The sequence below is a fragment of the Ureibacillus thermosphaericus genome (genome assembly GCF_012396605.1).
GTDB classification, from domain to species: Bacteria; Bacillota; Bacilli; order Bacillales_A; family Planococcaceae; genus Ureibacillus; species Ureibacillus thermosphaericus.
On record NZ_JAAXPW010000018.1, the window covers coordinates 12,659 to 30,419 of the forward strand.

Annotated in this window: 15 protein-coding genes; 3 read left to right on the forward strand and 12 right to left on the reverse strand. The window is 35.0% G+C overall.

The genetic code is table 11. The features are described from left to right. Positions 1-585 (reverse strand): TetR/AcrR family transcriptional regulator, encoded by a 585-nt coding sequence (locus HF990_RS08535; protein ID WP_168412419.1) that lies wholly within the window; start codon positions 583-585, stop codon positions 1-3. A gap of 532 nt (positions 586-1,117) precedes the next feature. On the opposite strand from HF990_RS08535, the gene HF990_RS08540 reads away from it, so the two are divergent. From HF990_RS08540 to HF990_RS15310, 3 genes are all read left to right on the forward strand, one after another. Further along, on the forward strand, positions 1,118-1,510 hold the full coding sequence (locus HF990_RS08540; RefSeq protein ID WP_016838897.1) for a hypothetical protein: 393 nt from the start codon (positions 1,118-1,120) through the stop codon (positions 1,508-1,510). Between the two features lie 257 nt (positions 1,511-1,767). After that, the gene (locus HF990_RS08545) at positions 1,768-2,667 is read left to right on the forward strand and encodes a sulfurtransferase (RefSeq protein WP_168412420.1); all 900 of its coding nucleotides are present in this window, start codon (positions 1,768-1,770) and stop codon (positions 2,665-2,667) included. Between the two features lie 237 nt (positions 2,668-2,904). Further along, positions 2,905-4,122: a GGDEF domain-containing protein gene (locus HF990_RS15310; protein WP_016838899.1), complete on the forward strand. Its 1,218-nt coding sequence runs from the start codon at positions 2,905-2,907 to the stop codon at positions 4,120-4,122. A 164-nt stretch (positions 4,123-4,286) separates the two neighbouring features. Here the strand turns inward: HF990_RS15310 and rlmH are convergent, their stop codons facing one another. The 11 genes from rlmH to dnaB form a co-directional block, all read right to left on the reverse strand. Next, on the reverse strand, positions 4,287-4,766 hold the full coding sequence (gene rlmH / locus HF990_RS08555; RefSeq protein ID WP_168412421.1) for a 23S rRNA (pseudouridine(1915)-N(3))-methyltransferase RlmH: 480 nt from the start codon (positions 4,764-4,766) through the stop codon (positions 4,287-4,289). Between the two features lie 181 nt (positions 4,767-4,947). After that, positions 4,948-5,112, reverse strand: a complete 165-nt coding sequence (locus HF990_RS08560) for a CxxH/CxxC protein (protein ID WP_016838901.1) — start codon at positions 5,110-5,112, stop codon at positions 4,948-4,950. A 167-nt stretch (positions 5,113-5,279) separates the two neighbouring features. Then, a complete protein-coding gene (locus HF990_RS08565) occupies positions 5,280-6,548 on the reverse strand; it encodes a S1C family serine protease (RefSeq protein WP_016838902.1) in 1,269 nt (422 codons plus the stop codon). A 196-nt stretch (positions 6,549-6,744) separates the two neighbouring features. Beyond that, the gene (locus HF990_RS08570; protein ID WP_168412422.1) at positions 6,745-7,533 is read right to left on the reverse strand and encodes an MBL fold metallo-hydrolase; all 789 of its coding nucleotides are present in this window, start codon (positions 7,531-7,533) and stop codon (positions 6,745-6,747) included. 10 nt (positions 7,534-7,543) lie between these two features. Further along, complete coding sequence (locus HF990_RS08575; protein ID WP_016838904.1) at positions 7,544-8,392, reverse strand: two-component system regulatory protein YycI; 849 nt, start codon at positions 8,390-8,392, stop codon at positions 7,544-7,546. Continuing rightward, positions 8,379-9,704: a YycH family regulatory protein gene (locus HF990_RS08580; protein WP_026019107.1), complete on the reverse strand. Its 1,326-nt coding sequence runs from the start codon at positions 9,702-9,704 to the stop codon at positions 8,379-8,381. Before HF990_RS08580 ends, HF990_RS08575 begins: the two co-directional genes overlap by 14 nt. Beyond that, a complete protein-coding gene (walK, locus tag HF990_RS08585) occupies positions 9,701-11,536 on the reverse strand; it encodes a cell wall metabolism sensor histidine kinase WalK (RefSeq protein ID WP_016838906.1) in 1,836 nt (611 codons plus the stop codon). Before walK ends, HF990_RS08580 begins: the two co-directional genes overlap by 4 nt. Positions 11,537-11,541: 5 nt before the next feature. Further along, a complete protein-coding gene (gene yycF / locus HF990_RS08590) occupies positions 11,542-12,255 on the reverse strand; it encodes a response regulator YycF (protein ID WP_016838907.1) in 714 nt (237 codons plus the stop codon). Between the two features lie 293 nt (positions 12,256-12,548). Then, positions 12,549-14,027 (reverse strand): peptidoglycan DD-metalloendopeptidase family protein, encoded by a 1,479-nt coding sequence (locus HF990_RS08595; RefSeq protein WP_016838908.1) that lies wholly within the window; start codon positions 14,025-14,027, stop codon positions 12,549-12,551. Between the two features lie 917 nt (positions 14,028-14,944). Further along, positions 14,945-16,231, reverse strand: coding sequence for an adenylosuccinate synthase (locus HF990_RS08600; protein WP_168412423.1), 1,287 nt, complete (start codon positions 16,229-16,231; stop codon positions 14,945-14,947). 169 nt (positions 16,232-16,400) lie between these two features. Continuing rightward, entirely contained in the window at positions 16,401-17,756 is a 1,356-nt protein-coding gene (gene dnaB / locus HF990_RS08605) for a replicative DNA helicase (RefSeq protein ID WP_016838910.1), read from the reverse strand. Between the last annotated feature and the right edge of the window lie 5 nt (positions 17,757-17,761).

The window sequence follows — 17,761 nt, forward strand, 5'->3', positions numbered from 1 at the left end:
TCATTCGTTTCCCCCCTTATCAGTTAAGCCTTTCATGATAAATTCCACAAGATACAGCATGATATCTGGAAAATGCTGAATTCCAATATCTTCTTTATGAGAATCAATATAGGCTAAAGAATCGAAAAATGCAGCTAACAGTTCATCACTTATATCATCTCTTATTTTTCCATCTGCTTTCCACTGTTTTAATAAATCTACGAAAAAATTACGCATAGATTCATTATCTGCTTGTGGATTTTTCTCAAATGCCTTTTCTAATTTATTAAATACATCCCTGTTATACCATTCTTTTAGTATTTTATTGGAATGCATGGCTTCAAACGTTTTGGTCATAAATTCCTTAACAAATGTAACAGGGTCTTTATTTATATCAAGGGATTCTAAAATTTTATTTTTTTCTATTTTATTTTCGTTAATATAGATATCTAGAAACAGTTCCTCTTTTGAAGAATAGTAGTTATAAAAAGTACCCACTCCTATTCCAGCCTTTTTTGTAATATCCGAAATGTTCGTTTCCTTAAACCCTTTCTCTTTAAAAATTTCTTTACCACAATGAAATATTTCCATTTTTTTATCCTTCATAATACTAATTCACCTTCGAATGAATATTTTTATTTTCATTCATCATATCATAAATAATTTGATGAAAGCAATTTATTTAATGTCTCTTTTTTATTTTTAAGAAGGTTATTTTTTATGCGGTTTGACCATCATGGATTTGGTCAACTATGTGAAAGCAGCTTTTGAGCTGAAAGAATTTCTTTAGATCTAATTTCAGTATTTCTGGAATATAAAAATGGAGCTGACTTGTGTGGCTTCATAAAATTTTAGGATATGAATCAACAACCTCATTTACTTATGGATACGGTTTACCTGGGCTTTTTAACTGCGTTTTTTTTCAATATATGTTTATAATCAACATAAGGTGGTGATATGCATGCTATCCCACAGCGTAAATAAAATATACCTCGATCAATTTGTACTTGGCAGCGCTATTTCTATTGATAGTAAAGCTAATACGGGAACTACGTTTACAATAAAATTTCATTGATAGGGGGTTATCTGTTCCAACCTGTAGAACAGATTCATACACAATCATAGGAGGATTTGAATAATGGAACAAAAATGGAGTATTCGTTTAATTCGCTTTGCGGCGATTTTCGGTTTATTGGGTGTATTTTTAGGATCAAAAATGTCAGGCAGCATGGATTATTCATTGCGCCCTATTCACGCACACATGTTACTTGTTTGCTGGCTATCAGTTTTTGCATGGGGAATCTTCTATAAAGTATACCGTGTAAAATATAAAAAGTTAGTATCAGTACATGCGATTTTATCCATGCTCGGTGCTTTTGGCTTAACGTTTGGTATGTGGATGTACAACTTAAATCCATTTAACCTAAACGACACTTTTGTCATGGTAGTATTTATCATTGGTGGAACGCTTCTATTACTAGCATTTTTACTGTTTGTTTTAGTGACGTTTTTTGTAGAGAGAGAGGATTAATCAAATAGGGAACTAACTAAAAAAGTCTATTAATAAGAGAAGCTGAGTATCTTTTCTTAAAAATGACGATTAAACTTAAAACCACCTAGAACGTTGTCCTACCAGCGTTTTAGGTGGTTTTTTAGGATTGATATCGATAAGCTTTCTCAACATTTTTCGGTTTTATTTGAATAATCAAAATCTTATATTGTTTTTCCAGTCTTTTTTTGATACATTAAAACCAAGTAAATTAATAGGAAAGGTGGATGATGGGTATTATGACAACTGTACCACTTATTGTTGATAGTGCTTGGCTATATGAACGTCTTGATGATCCAAATTTAAGACTGCTAGATGCTACAACATTTTTAAGTATCCCAAACAAAGATGGTGAAACACCTAGCTTATGGTCTGGACAGGACGCATTTAATGAAGAACATATTCCTGGTGCTGTGTTTGCAGATATGTTAAATAACTTTTCAGATCGTAATGCCCCATTTCCAATGACAATTCCAAGCCGTGAGCAATTTGTAGAGGAAATCGAAAAGCTTGGTGTTGGTGAAGACACATACGTTGTAATTTATGATCGTGGAGCACTTGCTAATGCGGATGTAATTGCTTCCTATTGGGCATCACGTTTACGTTGGCAACTAAAATACGAAGGCTTTGATAATGTGGCAATTTTAGATGGTGGGCTTGTAAAATGGAAGCTTGACGGCTATCCAACAACTACAGAAAAAACGAGTTATCCAAGAGGCAAGTTCAACTTTTCACGTCGCCCTAAGCTAGTTGTAAATAAAGAACAAGTACGTGAAGCAATTGACAATGATTCTGTCGTATTAATTAATAGTCTTTCTCCAGCAGATTTTTATGGCGAAACAAACACCTACCCACGTAAAGGTCATATTCCAACAAGCAAAAACGTCTTTTTCGGTAGCCTTTCAAACCCCGAAACACGCCTACTTTGGGACGATGAGAAGCTTACTGAAATCTTTTCAAAGACTGGTGCACTAGATTCAGATAAATCTGTTATTACTTATTGTGGTGGTGGAATAGCTGCTACATGGACTGCTTTAATTTTAAACAAGCTTGGACAAGAAAACGTCGCAATCTATGACGGCTCGATGAACGAATGGGCAGCTGACCCAAGTTGTCCGCTCGTAACGGGTAAAGAATAGTGCAACTAATAACAACTTCAATAAATGCTTAACCCCTCTCAAATATAAAGCATGAGAACTTTAACTCTCATGCTTTTCTTTTTTACATACACTTTAGCATCTAATTTCTTATTCTTTGATAACAATCCTCCAAAGTTAAAGTTTCCGTTTAAATAACCGAAACTAATAATTGTATAGTCTATGAGATTAAACAACTTTAAATATTTGTAGTGCATAATTAAAGGTGGTTCAACATAAGTGAAAATTACTTTTAAGTCTATTTATTCATCTATTATTTATATTTTAATTCTTTTAGGATGTTACTTTTTAATTAAAAACATCCCTTCGTTTACTCCTCCTATACTATTTGTTATTGAATATTCTCCATATGTTATTTTTGGCTTAGGAATCATCTTATGTATTCGTTTTAATCAAGGTAGAGTATTTCTGATTATTTTACTGCTTATTCTTTTTGACTTAATTTTACGCTATTATTCGGAGTTATCTATAACTGTACAAACCTATTCGCAAATACTTTATCCATTGATGTGCTTGCTAATCCCTCTTAATATTGTTATTATTTCGCACTTCAAGGAAAGAGGCATATTCTCTTTATGGGGGAAAATTCGTATCTTATTTATACTTATCGAGCTGTTTGTTATTTATAAAATAGTCATTTCTAATCATCCGACAATACATAAATTATTGAATTACCAATTCGTGAAACTTCCAATAGAGAAGGCATTTATGAATCAGACAGCATTGTTAATATACTTAATCACACTGTTATTTTTCATCATAAAAGCCTATGTGAAAAAAAATGCTTTTGAGGTACGGTTAGCCGGTGTGATGATTTCTATTTTTGCAGCTCTCTTTTTCATTAATGATCAATTATCTTTTTCTATATTTTTAAGTGCGGCAGGCTTCATGCTAATTGTAGGTATTATTCAAGACTCCTACTCTATGGCATATCTTGATGAACTTACGGGCATTCCTTCTCGCCGCGCCCTTAGGGAAAACTTAATGAAACTGGGCAATAGATATGTTATTGCAATGATTGATATTGATTTTTTCAAAAAGTTCAATGATAAATACGGCCATGACGTTGGAGACGATGTTCTAAAATTAGTAGCATCTCAGTTAATAAAGGTGACAGGTGGAGGAAAAGCCTTTCGTTATGGTGGGGAAGAATTCACAATTCTATTCCCAGGTAAAACGATAGAGGATGTAATTCCACATTTAGAAAACTTACGTGAACAGGTGTCGAAAACAGGTTACACTTACACTAGAAAGCCGTCAAAATCTCAAACTTCCAAATCAAAGCGTGGGAATACTACGAGCCAATTATTCGTTACGATCAGTATTGGTGTCTGTGAAAAAAATAGTAAGTTCAAAGATCCCCAAGAGGTTATTAAAGGTGCCGATAAGGCTCTTTATAGAGCTAAGAAAAAAGGCCGAAACTGCGTTAGTAAATAGCAGTTGATGAGCCAAAGAAAAGTGCAAATCGCTATTCGATTTGCACTTTTTTTATCTTTATATTAAGTAATCTTAAATGGTAAATAATATCTTTCACTTCGTCTTTTCACATATTTTTTAATTACCTTTTATTCAGTTCATCATGATTTCTAGTATACACCTAACTATTTATGATACGGTTCTCCCTTCATGATCCGGAAACTTCGGTAGATTTGTTCCAATAAGACAAGCCGCATTAGTTGATGGGGAAAAGTCATGCGGCCGAAACTAAGTTTTTCATTTGCACGATTTAATACCTCTTTATGTAAACCGAGGGATCCGCCTATTACAAACGCGATTTTGCTTGAGCCATAAGTCATCTGTTTCTCTAATCCCTCTGCTAACTCTTCCGATGATTTCATTTTGCCATCAATGGCGAGCGCATAAACGAACGTTCCATCCGGAATTTTTGCTAAAATCCGCTCGCCTTCCTTCTTTTTCACAATCTCCATTTCTGCTTCGCTCAACTGTTCAGGCGCTTTTTCATCCGCTACCTCAATTAAATCGACTTTCGTGTAACTCGAAAGGCGCTTTACATATTCATCAATGCCCATTTTTAAATACTTTTCTTTTAACTTACCAACTGAAATAATCGAGATATTCATATTTTCCACCTAACTCTGTCTTAAATTTGTCCACACTAATCGTCAGTCCTGCATAAATTTATTCAACTAATCATAAATTTTAGAAATTCACAAGCAATCCACATCTATAAACTATTTATAAACAAGTTATCCACAAAAGTTTTACACATATCCACAATCACAATCAATATTTTGTGTAAAGCTATTTTCTTGATACAATATATTCTGCTTCTTTTTCGCAGTACTCGCACTTTGTGGATAGATCTTTATCCTCGTCCACTTTCTCTAAAACCGGATATTCTTTTGTTTCAGCGACAATGACATCTAAAGCATGATTTACGTGCATTTCACAGCAAAATTTTTTCATGCCCAACTCTCTCCTTCTGAACTATATTTTCCACAAGATATTCACATTTTTCTTATTTTATCCACAAAACATTTTAACAAACAAAAAAAGAGTAGGAAATAAAAGACTTTCTTTTCCCTACTCTTTTGTGGAAAAATCATGTTGATAACTTTCATTTATCCACAATATTATAACTGACTGCCCTCAGTTAATTTTAATTGCAACTCTATCATTTTTCCTGCGCGATATACTTTCATCTTCAATGTGTCACCAATTTCCGTTTCGTTATATAAATGTTGACGTAAGTCGATGGAGTTTTCAATTTTTTGCCCATCCATTTCTACAATGACATCATATTGCTCTACACCTGCACGGTCAGCAGGAGAACCTGGCACCACTTCTGTCACCACAACACCCGTTGTGACTTCTTCAGGTAATTTTAATGTTTGTTTTTGATAGAATGCTGGTACGTCCGTTAAATCTAATAAACCAATTCCCATCGTCGGTCTTTTTACTTCGCCATGTTGCTCAAGTTCTTCAATGATTGGAATGACTGTATTAATCGGGATTGAGAAACCTAATCCTTCCACCGTTGACTCTGCAATTTTCATTGAGTTAATTCCAACTAATTCACCAGCAATGTTCACTAATGCGCCTCCACTATTTCCCGGGTTGATGGCTGCATCTGTTTGCAATACTTCTGTTTCCCAGTCGACATAACCATCACCATTCAAATCGACAGGTACGGAACGCTCTTTTCCTGAAATGACTCCTGTTGTAACCGAACCGTAAAAGTCTAATCCTAGAGGGTTACCAATGGCAATGACTGTCTCTCCTTGTTTTAACACATCGGAATCGCCAAACTCTGCAACGGCTTCAACATTTTTGCTTGGAATGGAGACAACCGCTAAGTCTGTCCAAATATCGCTACCAATCAGTTCTGCATTTTCTTTCGTTCCATCAGCCAAAGTTACTTCTAATTGTTTGGCATTTTCGACAACGTGATAATTCGTGACAATATAGGCTTTATTTCCATCAACCTTATAGATCACCCCTGAACCGCTACCAGCTTCAGTCTCTCTAGATTGACGCGTCCAGAAGTCCGACACTTCTTGAATGTTTGTAATCCCTACGACCGCTTTTGATACTTTTTCCACTGCCTTTGTAACATCTGTTGTCACTTCTGTAGCCGTTTGCGTAATTGTTGGAGTGTGATGAGTATTAATTGTACTACTTGGCAATTGGTCTACCATAGAGGGGAGCAATAACCAAACTAATAATGCTCCTACAATGACTCCCACAAATCCGCTAAAAAAATAGCCTAAAACCCCTTGTCTTTTTTTATTTTGCCGTTTCTTATATTCCTCTTCTTCTCGTCTTAATTGTTCTTGTAAAGGAGAGTATGAAAAATCCTTATCTGATTCATTCCGATGATCATCATTTTGATAAAAACTCATGACCCTTCTCCTTTCTTTCTTTCATCGTCATTTATGATACAAGCCAAACATTAAAATTACATTAAAATGCAATAAAACCAAATTAAAAATTCATAATTCCAGTATGAACGTCGTATTCAATTTTTAACAATATTTGCATTTTATTTAATTAAAAAAGAACTCTGTATAACATACAAAGTTCTCATTAAATCCAATTTTACACCGTCACAAGTACTGTTGGTTCTTCTGCATCGGTATCATGTAAATGCAAAAATTCCCCTTCTTTAATGCCATAGGACTCTAATATTTGCTTTACTGTCATGCGAGCAAGTTCTTTCATGTTGTTTTCCTTGCTTAAATGAGATAAATAAACATGGGTAGGTTTTGCTTCAACCACTTCGCTGATGGCTACAGCAGCATCTTCATTGGAGACATGTCCAACATCGCTTAATATGCGACGTTTAATAGACCAAGGATATTTCCCCATTTGAAGCATATTAATATCATGATTGCTTTCAAATACGAATGCATCTGCACCGCGTATAATTCCTTTCATTCGATCACTCACATACCCTGTGTCCGTGATGATTACTAATTTCCGTCCATTCTCATGAAATACGTAAAACATCGGATCAACCGCATCATGCGATACAGCAAAGGATTCAATATCTAAAGAACCAAAGGATTGTACCGACTCCATGTTAAACAAAAAGCGCTGCTCAAGTGGAATATTGCTAACATGCTCTTCCATCGCTCTCCAAGTTTTCTCGTTTGCATAAATCGGCAGCTTATATTTTCTTGCGACTACACCAAGGCCTTTAATATGGTCACTATGTTCATGTGTCACTAAAATCCCTGATAAATTTTTCATGTCGCGACCAATTTTTGCAAAGAGCTGCTCCATCTTTTTTCCGCTCAAGCCTACATCCACTAAAAAGGCATGTTCATCCGTTTCGACATAAATGGCATTGCCTGTACTGCCGCTAGCTAAAACACTAAATCGCATTTCGTACACCCTATTCTTCTTCTAATTCTCTTAACAGTTCTAATTCATCTGTTTCATCTTCATCAACTGTTAAATCTGACTGAACATCAATGATTTTACCTTCTACAGCATTCACGAAAAATTCTTCTTCTGTTCCATCTGCATCCTTAACGCTTACTTTCCAAGTAGGAACGAATACTTGCGTTTGCGTTAGCTGAACAAGAGTTGAATACCCTAGTTTTATTTCTGTAATATGAGATCTTGGTTTCAATAAGTCTCTGGAATATAATATTTGAATAATTTGATATGGTGGGAGAAGGCTTTCTTCTTCTTCAAATTTTTCAAAATCATTCAGCATTGTTTGCTCATATCTCGTTACTTCTAAATCTTCATTCCAATAAATTGTAACGATACCATGAATGTTATAGTAAATTGTTTTATCTTCAAATTTTTGAAAGAAAATAGCTGTTCGTTCATCTTCATTAATTTTCCATACTACATATGATGAGCCATTGTATACGTTATTTCGAACAAACTCGTTAAATGATGATTTTTCTTTTACATTTCGAAGTTTCACTGGTTCATCTAGTGTAACGATGAGTTTATTGTTATTTTCGATTGTCATTTGTTGATAGTTTTTCAGTTGCAAATTTTCTGCGCTAAAATCCTGGACTTTTGCCGAAATATATGGAGCAGATTCTATATTTGGCAGTAGATTAAAGGTAATTTGATCGTCTTTTAACCTGGACTCAATCGTTTTTCCACCGGACACTTTCACTTGTTGAGCTTCAATATGGCGATTTAAATAGAGAGAGAAAAGGAAGACATCTAAAATTAAAAACACAATAATGAATATGGTTTTTGATCTACTCCAGTCCACTATTTCCCCCTCCTAGTACATCCGGTGTAATGCGAATCCAGCTTCCTTGACTGACTGCAAACCAACTCGGTTCTAGTGTAAATAAAAGATTATTGTCATTTTGTTTTAAATAATATCCAAGAATGATATCATCCACTTCATTTAACTCAAGTTGCTTTCTCTTCTCAATGAATTCAATAACCTCAAGACCTGAAGATAGTTTTCTTTCAAATTTTTCAGAGTTTATATCTAAATCCAGTAAAAAATAAGGTCTCTTATAGCGGAATATTTGATTTTCTCCCCAAGTCGTAGTAATTCTTGTTGTCGTATCTGTACTAACAACAGGCAATCCTTGTTTATACAATTGGTATTCGATAATGTGCTTTTGCTCATTTACAGAGATCAAACGATAATCCCCAGTAAAGCCCCCATGTTCATTCACAAATTCAAAGCTATCTAAAAGTAAACGGGATGGAGGTAATTCAACGATACTTTCTGTAGACGGATTTACATAATTCAAATAACGATATTTTACATCTACTGTCATTAACGTCATACCGTCTGTATACTTTAAGGAATCTTGATTTTCAACATTTTTACGGACAATAGTTGAATCATAAAACAATATATCTCTAAATGTATCTGGATGAATTTCATCAATATAGTAAGTGTATTGAACTAATTTGACTTCTTCAGCTGGTACGTATAAAGACAGGGCATTTGGACGCTCTATTTCTTTATAAAAGGCCAATCCTTCCAATGCTTGTAAAACCGTTGACTGAAAATAATCTTCACTCATTTTTACTTCAGTACTATAAATATTGCGATGGGATTCACTTAAAAAATAAAGAGTTACCGCATTATTCGTGGTAACCTTGCTCCAATCAATTACAAGGCGATTGAAGCTGATTTCTGGCAAGTCATCTTGTGTTAATGGAACAATCGAGTGAAATACCCTGATTGGCACTTCTCCAGAAAAAAACAACGTCATCCGATTGTTTGCTCGTAAAAAATCATTCATTTTATCATTCGAAAAATTACTTTGAACATAAGTAAGAGCCGAACCTTTCCAATTCACCATGATTTCCATCAAATCGTTAATTGCTCCAGAACCGATCGTACCTTTCCATTCATCTTGCTCTCTTACTAAAATGCGATAAGGTTTTATGATTTCCTGGAATTTTTTTTGTTTACCCACAACTAATTGATCAACTTGTGTTTCTTCAATCACTTGAAGATTTGGTGTATATGTCCAAATTGAAAAGGTTAGGACGATACTTAAAAGGACTAGGAAAAGAAGAATTATGGATTTGATATGTTCGATATACTTCATTCCCAATCACCAGCCCCATCTATTTCGTACGGTAACGTAAAGAAGATTGTCGTTCCTACACCTTCTTCACTTTCTGCCCAAATTGTACCATTGTGAGCTTTAATCATTTCCTTCGCAATGGCAAGACCTAAACCAGTTCCCCCCATGGCGCGAGAACGTGCTTTGTCTACGCGATAAAACCGATCAAAGATCTTTCCAAGATTCTCTTTTGGTATACCCATTCCATCGTCGGAAATCATTACTTTTAACATATTTCCTTGAACGGTAAAACCAAATCGAATGTTGCCTCCATCAGGGGAATATTTTATTGCGTTAGAAATAATGTTATCGATTACTTGAGTCAATTTATCTGTATCAATTTCCACAAAATATGGTGTCTCCGGAATATAGCGAATGAATTTAACGTTTTGTGATTTTGACATTTCAAACCGATCAATAATTCGATGGAAGAAACTATTAAATTCAACAACTTCTTTATTCAATTTATAATCCCTACTATCCATTTTGGATAAATTCAATAAATCATTCACAAGGCGAATCATTCGCTCTGTTTCCGTTTGTGCTACATTGAGAAAATGCGGAGCGATATTTTCATCTCTCCACGCACCATCTGCAAGAGCCTCTAAATAGCTTCTCATCGTTGTTAAAGGCGTCCGTAATTCGTGAGATACATTCGCTACGAATTCACGGCGTTCCATTTCAATTTTTTCTTGTTCCGTAATGTCGTGTAATACAGTGATTAAACCGTTGACAAATCCCGTTTCCTTTTGGATGACAGAAAAATTTGCACGCAAAATGAAAGGAGCTTCTTCTGTACTAAAATTCAAATTTAGCGGCTCTTTCATATGAATTAAATCTTCAAAGCTGTAGTTTTCTTCAATTCCTAGGACAGAAGCAATTGGTCGGTTTAACGTTTCTTCCCTTGTCACATTTAACAAACTTAATGCAGGATCGTTAATTAAGATGATTTTCCCTTTGCGATCTGTTGCAATAACACCGTCTGTCATATTTGCTAAAACTGATGCTAATTTTCTACGCTCTGCTTCTGTTGAAGATTGCGCTTCTTGCAATCGATTCGTTAAATGGTTAAAAGCAATTGCTAATTGACCAATTTCATCGTTACCGTACACTCTTACTTTTCTTGAAAAGTTTCCTCTTGACATTGCTTGAGCCTGCTTGCGCATATCCATAATAGGTCTAGTGATTGTTCGAGCTATAAGTATTCCTAATACGACTGTGATGACTAAGGAAATTGCTGTACCAACAGCAAAAATACGATTAATATCGTCCATTTGATCGTATACTTTTTCAATATTGGACTCTATATAAATTGCTCCGATTACTTCACTATTTGGACCAACCATACTTAAAATTGGCGTTGCAATGACCCAAACTCTCGTATTCGTTTCCGCATCAAGTGCAATTTCTTCTTGATACGTTTCAGAAGAAATTACTTTTTTTACAATATCATCATTCGAACGCTGTCCAATAATGGATTGATTTTCTGAGTCGGAAGTTGCTAATACTCTATTACGGTTATCAATAACCCGAATCTCATTTATATCACCTGTAGCAAACTCCCGTAATGCAATGACCAAACTTTGCTCTAAAGTCGGTGTAGTTTCATCTCGTTCTTTCATCAATTCTTCACGAATACTGTATTGAATCAAATCGATTCTTTGAAGAATGGAATCTTCGAAGTTGGATTTTAAACTATCTTCCAACTTATTAGAAAAGTAAATCCCAATGATTTGTAATGCAATAATAATAAGCAGCAGGTAAATTAATACGAGTTTTACATGGATTGAACGAAAAAAGCTAACTTTCTGCATTCATTCTACTCCTGTTCAGGATTTCGCAAATAATATCCGACCCCTCGGCGAGTAACAATCCAAGATGGGTGGCTTGGGTTATCTTCAATCTTTTCACGAAGACGACGAATGGTTACATCCACTGTTCGTACATCTCCGAAATAATCATATCCCCAAACGGTTTGCAATAAATGCTCCCGCGTCATCACTTGTCCAATATGTTTTGCTAAGTAATGTAGCAATTCAAATTCTCGATGAGTCAATTCTATCGTTTCCCCACGTTTTTGAACGATATAAGCATCTGGCTGAATAATTAAGGAACCAACCGTAATGTGATTCGATTCCTCTTTCGTTTCTTCAGATTGTGTAGAAGCTTTTAATCGTCTCATATTCGCTTTTACACGAGCAATTAATTCCCTTGTACTAAAAGGTTTCGTCACATAATCATCGGCTCCCATTTCCAGACCCAATACTTTATCAATTTCGGAGCCTTTTGCTGTTAGCATAATAATAGGGAAATCATATTTTTTTCTAACTTCACGACAAACTTCCATACCATCTCTTTTAGGAAGCATGATATCAAGCAACATTAAATCCGGTTGTTGTTCTTCTATTATTTTCAACGCTTCTTCTCCATCGTAAGCGCAAATAACTTTATATCCTTCTTTTACTAAGTTAAATTGCAAAATATCTGCAATCGGCTTTTCATCATCGACTACTAAAATTGTTTTACCGTCCATGTTCATATTCCTCCTTAATATGAAATAAATCTATCTCAATGCATCTATTCTTCTATTGATGTATAGCTATAATTAAATCTATCACGGTTTTTGCTTTCATGCATTTCAAAACCATTATAACAAAAAATCCAATGTCCTATTGTTGTTATTTTTGAGCATATACTATTAGGGGATTTTATGGTCATTATTTTCCGGGAAATATTTCGACAAATTTCTCATTGATGGAAATTTCCCAAGATGTAATAAAAGAAAAGAGGTAATGACATGTAATGATGCCACTACCTCAATCGAAATTAATCTAATACTGCTAATGGATTAATCAGTGATCCATTTTTGCTTACTTCAAAATGCAAGTGTATTCCTGTTGAATTTCCAGTCGTCCCCATTTTTCCAATAACAGAACCTTGAGGCACTACTTGTCCAACGGAAACATATATTTCTGACAAATGGGCATATAGAGTAGTATATCCATTATTGTGATTGATGACTATTTTATTTCCGTAAGACCCATCCCATCCAGCAAAAGTTACAACGCCATTGTCACTTGCTTTAATGCTGTAATTCGATGGACGAGCAATATCAATTCCTCGATGGTAGCTGCCCCAACGAGACCCCATATTACTTGATATATATCCACCGCTTGTCGGCCAAATAAATTCACCCGTACCACGTGATGAAATTACCTTTGTTCCCACTTTTTCAATATGTTTCGTAGGTTCTACTAACACTTTTTCTTCGGTAATCGTTTTCTTCACGATATTCCCGTTTACTTCTGTAATTAAGTAAGATACTTCTTTTTCTCCTGGACTACCTTCTTGTATAATTTGTTTTTCCCCTTTATACATTGAAGCGTCTTCTTCAATAACTTTTTCATAATCAATTTTTTCTTTATTCACTTTTTCGTATATCACTTGTACGTTAATTAAAGGCTTTTCTACTGTAACGTTTATTTCTTGTCCAATTTGTAATAATGTATCAATCGTTATATCAGGATTAAGTTCCAATAACTCTTTCGTTGTTAAACCATGATTTTTAGCGATTTTTCCAAGGACATCGCCTTTTTTCACAACATATACTTGCTTTTCAATCAATCCTGTTTTAATATATTGTACCGCTTCATCAGGTGTAAGAATTTTAGCAGGGCTTACTTTTGTTTCTTCACCTGAAACATCTTCTGAAAGAAAAACATCGATGATTCTTGATTGATTTGCCTCTAATTTCGGCAATTGTTTATTTGAGCTTTTTGATTGTTCAAGCTCTTTTAGTTTTTCTTCCGGAACATATTGAAGCTTTAGTTTTTTAATAGTTTCTTCGTAGTCTTTTTTATTTTTTAAATAAAGGATTGGTTCTCCATCAACTTGTAAAGCAAATGCATCTGTTTGTGGTTCTAATTGTTCACTTAATGTTTTTAAAGTTTCTGAATCATTGGTTTTATAAGAAAATACTTGTTCTGGAACAATCGTTACTAAAGAATCTGCATCTATTTCATAATCCTTATATAGCAAACTTACTTCTTTTTCTTTATCTTCAATAATTTTTCTCACTTTGTTCTCATCTGAAACTGAACCGATATATTCGTCTTCTAAATAAACATGGTAAATTTTGTCGATAGATTCTATATTCCCTTCATTAGCAAAAGCTAAGTTAAAGGAAACAGTCAAAAGCAACACTGCAGCAAACAAAACTTTTTTTAGAATGCCATATTTATTATTTTGATTTAGAAGACTTAGATTATGACTACCGTCTCGACCAGTATTCCATTTCGTATTCATAAACAAGCCCCTTCCAAAATCGTCCGCAAATAGGATGCTTTTTCATACTCACACCTACTTACTGTATCATAATGTGTATTTTGAATGAACATTTTAAAATTTTTGTAATGAAAATGTATTATTTAAGCAATTTTTGTTACAAAATATATAATGATGGAGAATGATGAAAATTTTTATATATTATGATCAAATTTTGACGAATTTATTCATCATTCTCTTATTTTGTGCAACTATAAAATAAGAAATGAATAGTTAATCTTATATGATAGTCTCACATACTCTACTGGAATTCTTATTGAAAGAGGAAGGCACTTAGAGAAATATTAAAAAGTCACCATTTTCCTTTTGATGAAAAATGGTGACTTTTATTTTTCGCTTTCGCACAGAACAAACATAGTTAAAATATTAACTTCTTTGATTGAGATTTTACTGATGAGATAGTATTATTTACTCCCATATATCATTCACTATGTTTGTTTGTTGCTGTCGCTTCGCTTTCGCACAGAACAAATGTAGTTAGAATATCGTTTCTAAACAATCTATGTTTTTATTGTTGAATATCCTTATTCCCAAACATCATTTACTACATTTGTTTGTTGCTGTCGCTTCGCTTTCGCACAGAACAAACATAGTTAAAATATTAACTTCTTTGATTGAGGTTTTACTGATGAGTTAGTATTATTTACTCCCATATGTCATTCACTATGTTTGTTTGTTGCTGTCGCTTCGCTTTCGCACAGAACAAATGTAGTTAGAGTATCGTTTCTAAATAAACTATGTTTTTATTGTTCAATATCCTTATTCCCAAACATCATTTACTACATTTGTTTGTTGCTGTCGCTTCGCTTTCGCACAGAACAAACATAGTTAAAATATTAACTTCTTTGATTGAGGTTTTACTGATGAGATAGTATTATTTACTCCCATATATCATTCACTATGTTTGTTTGTTCCCGGGCTGGGCCTACGGAGAATGTCATTAAAGGAATACCTGTTAATTCAACAATACGATTGACGTAATTTTGAGCATTTTTTGGCAGTTCATCGAAGGAACGTACACCTGTAATATCTTCTGTCCAACCAGGAAGTTCTTCATATACAGGTTCACATTCTTCTAATACATGTAAACTTGCAGGATACTCCGTAATAATTTGATCTTTATATTTATAAGCCGTACAAATTTTTACTGTTTCTAAGCCAGTTAATACATCGATTGAGTTTAAAGCTAAATCTGTAATACCAGAAACGCGACGAGAATGGCGTACCACTACTGCGTCAAACCAACCTACACGGCGAGGACGACCAGTCGTTGTACCGTATTCTCGACCTACTTCACGAATTTGATGGCCAACTTCATCAAACAATTCCGTTGGGAATGGACCGTCGCCTACACGAGAAGTATATGCTTTTGAAACGCCCACTACTCTCGTAACGTGAGAAGGACCAATTCCTGTACCTGTCGTCACACCACCAGCCACAGGGTTGGAAGATGTAACAAACGGATATGTTCCGTGGTCAACATCTAACATAACGCCTTGAGCACCTTCAAATAATACACGTCCGCCCTCATCTAAAATATCATTTAATACCTTTGAAGTATCTGTTACATATTGAGCAATTTCTTGACCGTAGCCATAATACTCTTCAAAGATATCCTCGAATTTTAAACCTTCTACTTCATAATATTTCTCAAATAAACGGTTTTTCTTTTCTAAGTTCTCGCGCAATTTTTGTTCAAATATTTCTCGATCTAGTAAATCTGCAATGCGGATTCCCATACGAGCAATTTTATCTTGGTAGCATGGGCCAATTCCCTTGCATGTTGTTCCGATTTTTTTGTCGCCACGAGCTTCTTCTTCTACTTTATCTTGATAAATGTGATATGGGAGAATGACATGAGCACGATTTGAAATACGTAAATTAGATGTATCAATGCCACGAGCTTGTAAACCTTTTAGCTCATTTACTAATGATTTTGGGTTGATTACCATACCATTTCCCATCACAGATGTTTTCTCTTTATAGAAAATCCCAGATGGAATTAAATGTAATTTGTATGTTTCTTCACCAATTTTAATTGTATGTCCAGCATTGTCACCGCCTGAAAAACGAGCGATCACATCCGCTTTTTTAGAAAGGAAATCCGTAATTTTCCCTTTTCCTTCGTCTCCCCATTGAGTTCCAACAACAACAACTGAAGTCATTTCTGCACCTCCGCGCACTATGCGTCCTTTATCAAACAGATTAATTGTACAGTGAAATAGAGCATTCGTCAATGCATCAAACAAAAAAACACGAACAAATAAATATTTTTTATGTACAATTGTTCGTGTTCTTCAAAGTTTATTTTATTATGTTACTTTTCTCTTCGTGTTATGCATGCATTGGTTCTTGTCGTTGAGACCAATCAATATTCAAAAATTTATTAAACTCTTTTTTAAACGCAAGGGTCACAGTTCCCGTTGGACCGTTCCGTTGCTTTGCAATAATAATTTCAATCATGTTTTTGTTCTCTGTTTCTTTATCATAATAATCGTCACGATATAGGAAAGCTACGATATCCGCATCTTGCTCAATACTTCCAGATTCACGAATATCACTCATCATCGGACGCTTATCTTGACGTTGCTCTACCCCGCGGGATAGCTGAGATAACGCAATAACCGGCACGTGTAATTCACGAGCTAATGCTTTTAATGAGCGAGATATTTCAGAAACTTCTTGTTGACGGTTCTCCCCGCGTCTGCCGCTTCCTTGGATTAATTGTAGGTAGTCAATTAAAATCATCCCTAATCCCTTTTCTTGGGCAAGTCGACGGCACTTCGCTCGAATTTCATTAACGCGCAAGCCCGGCGTATCATCAATATAGATCCCCGCATTAGAAAGGGTACCCATTGCGATTGTTAACTTGCTCCAATCTTCAGCAGTAAGCGCCCCTGTTCTTAAAACTTGAGCGTCAATATTTCCTTCTGCACAGAGCATACGCATGACTAATTGTTCAGCACCCATTTCGAGCGAGAAGATCGCAACATTTTCCCGAGCTTTGACCGCCACATTTTGCGCAATGTTTAACGCAAAAGCTGTTTTCCCTACAGATGGACGGGCGGCTACAATGATTAAATCATTTCGTTGAAAACCCGCTGTCATGCGGTCTAAATCCGTAAAGCCCGTCGGAATTCCGGTAACGTCTCCTGTTCGATTTTGAAGTTGCTCAATATTATCGTAAGTTTGAACAAGAACGTCTTTCACATGTTTGAAGTCGCCAGCGTTTTTTCGATTGGCTACTTCCATCATCTTTCTTTCAGCTTCGGATAATAATTCCTCTACTTCATCTTCCCGTATATAGCTGTCTTCAACGATTTTTGTTGCCGTGCGTATTAATCTTCTTAAAATGGACTTTTCTTCTACTATTTTTGCATAGTAACTAACATTAGCTGCTGTAGGTACGGCATTTGCTAATTCCATCAAGTAGGATAGACCGCCTACATCTTCGAGTTCTTTTCTTACAGATAACTCTTCTGTAACAGTAACAACATCAATCGCATTCCCTTTGTCACTCAAATCAAGCATCGTTTGGAATATTTTTTGATGGGCAATGCGATAAAAATCTTCCGGAACTAAAATTTCCGATGCAGTAATTAATGCTTGCGGATCAAGAAATATCGCACCAAGAACTGATTGCTCAGCTTCATGGTTATGCGGTGGAACGCGATCGATTAGATCACTCATTTTAT

Coding starts and splice junctions, on each gene's coding strand:
- HF990_RS08535 (WP_168412419.1), bottom strand. CDS start 585: ATGAAGGATAAAAAAATGGAAATATTTCATTGTGGTAAAGAAATTTTT.
- HF990_RS08580 (WP_026019107.1), bottom strand. CDS start 9,704: ATGAAGTATATCGAACATATCAAATCCATAATTCTTCTTTTCCTAGTC.
- HF990_RS08565 (WP_016838902.1), bottom strand. CDS start 6,548: ATGAGTTTTTATCAAAATGATGATCATCGGAATGAATCAGATAAGGAT.
- dnaB (WP_016838910.1), bottom strand. CDS start 17,756: ATGAGTGATCTAATCGATCGCGTTCCACCGCATAACCATGAAGCTGAG.
- rlmH (WP_168412421.1), bottom strand. CDS start 4,766: ATGAATATCTCGATTATTTCAGTTGGTAAGTTAAAAGAAAAGTATTTA.
- HF990_RS08540 (WP_016838897.1), top strand. CDS start 1,118: ATGGAACAAAAATGGAGTATTCGTTTAATTCGCTTTGCGGCGATTTTC.
- HF990_RS08600 (WP_168412423.1), bottom strand. CDS start 16,231: ATGACTTCAGTTGTTGTTGTTGGAACTCAATGGGGAGACGAAGGAAAA.
- yycF (WP_016838907.1), bottom strand. CDS start 12,255: ATGGACGGTAAAACAATTTTAGTAGTCGATGATGAAAAGCCGATTGCA.
- walK (WP_016838906.1), bottom strand. CDS start 11,536: ATGCAGAAAGTTAGCTTTTTTCGTTCAATCCATGTAAAACTCGTATTA.
- HF990_RS08570 (WP_168412422.1), bottom strand. CDS start 7,533: ATGCGATTTAGTGTTTTAGCTAGCGGCAGTACAGGCAATGCCATTTAT.
- HF990_RS08560 (WP_016838901.1), bottom strand. CDS start 5,112: ATGAAAAAATTTTGCTGTGAAATGCACGTAAATCATGCTTTAGATGTC.
- HF990_RS08595 (WP_016838908.1), bottom strand. CDS start 14,027: ATGAATACGAAATGGAATACTGGTCGAGACGGTAGTCATAATCTAAGT.
- HF990_RS08545 (WP_168412420.1), top strand. CDS start 1,768: ATGACAACTGTACCACTTATTGTTGATAGTGCTTGGCTATATGAACGT.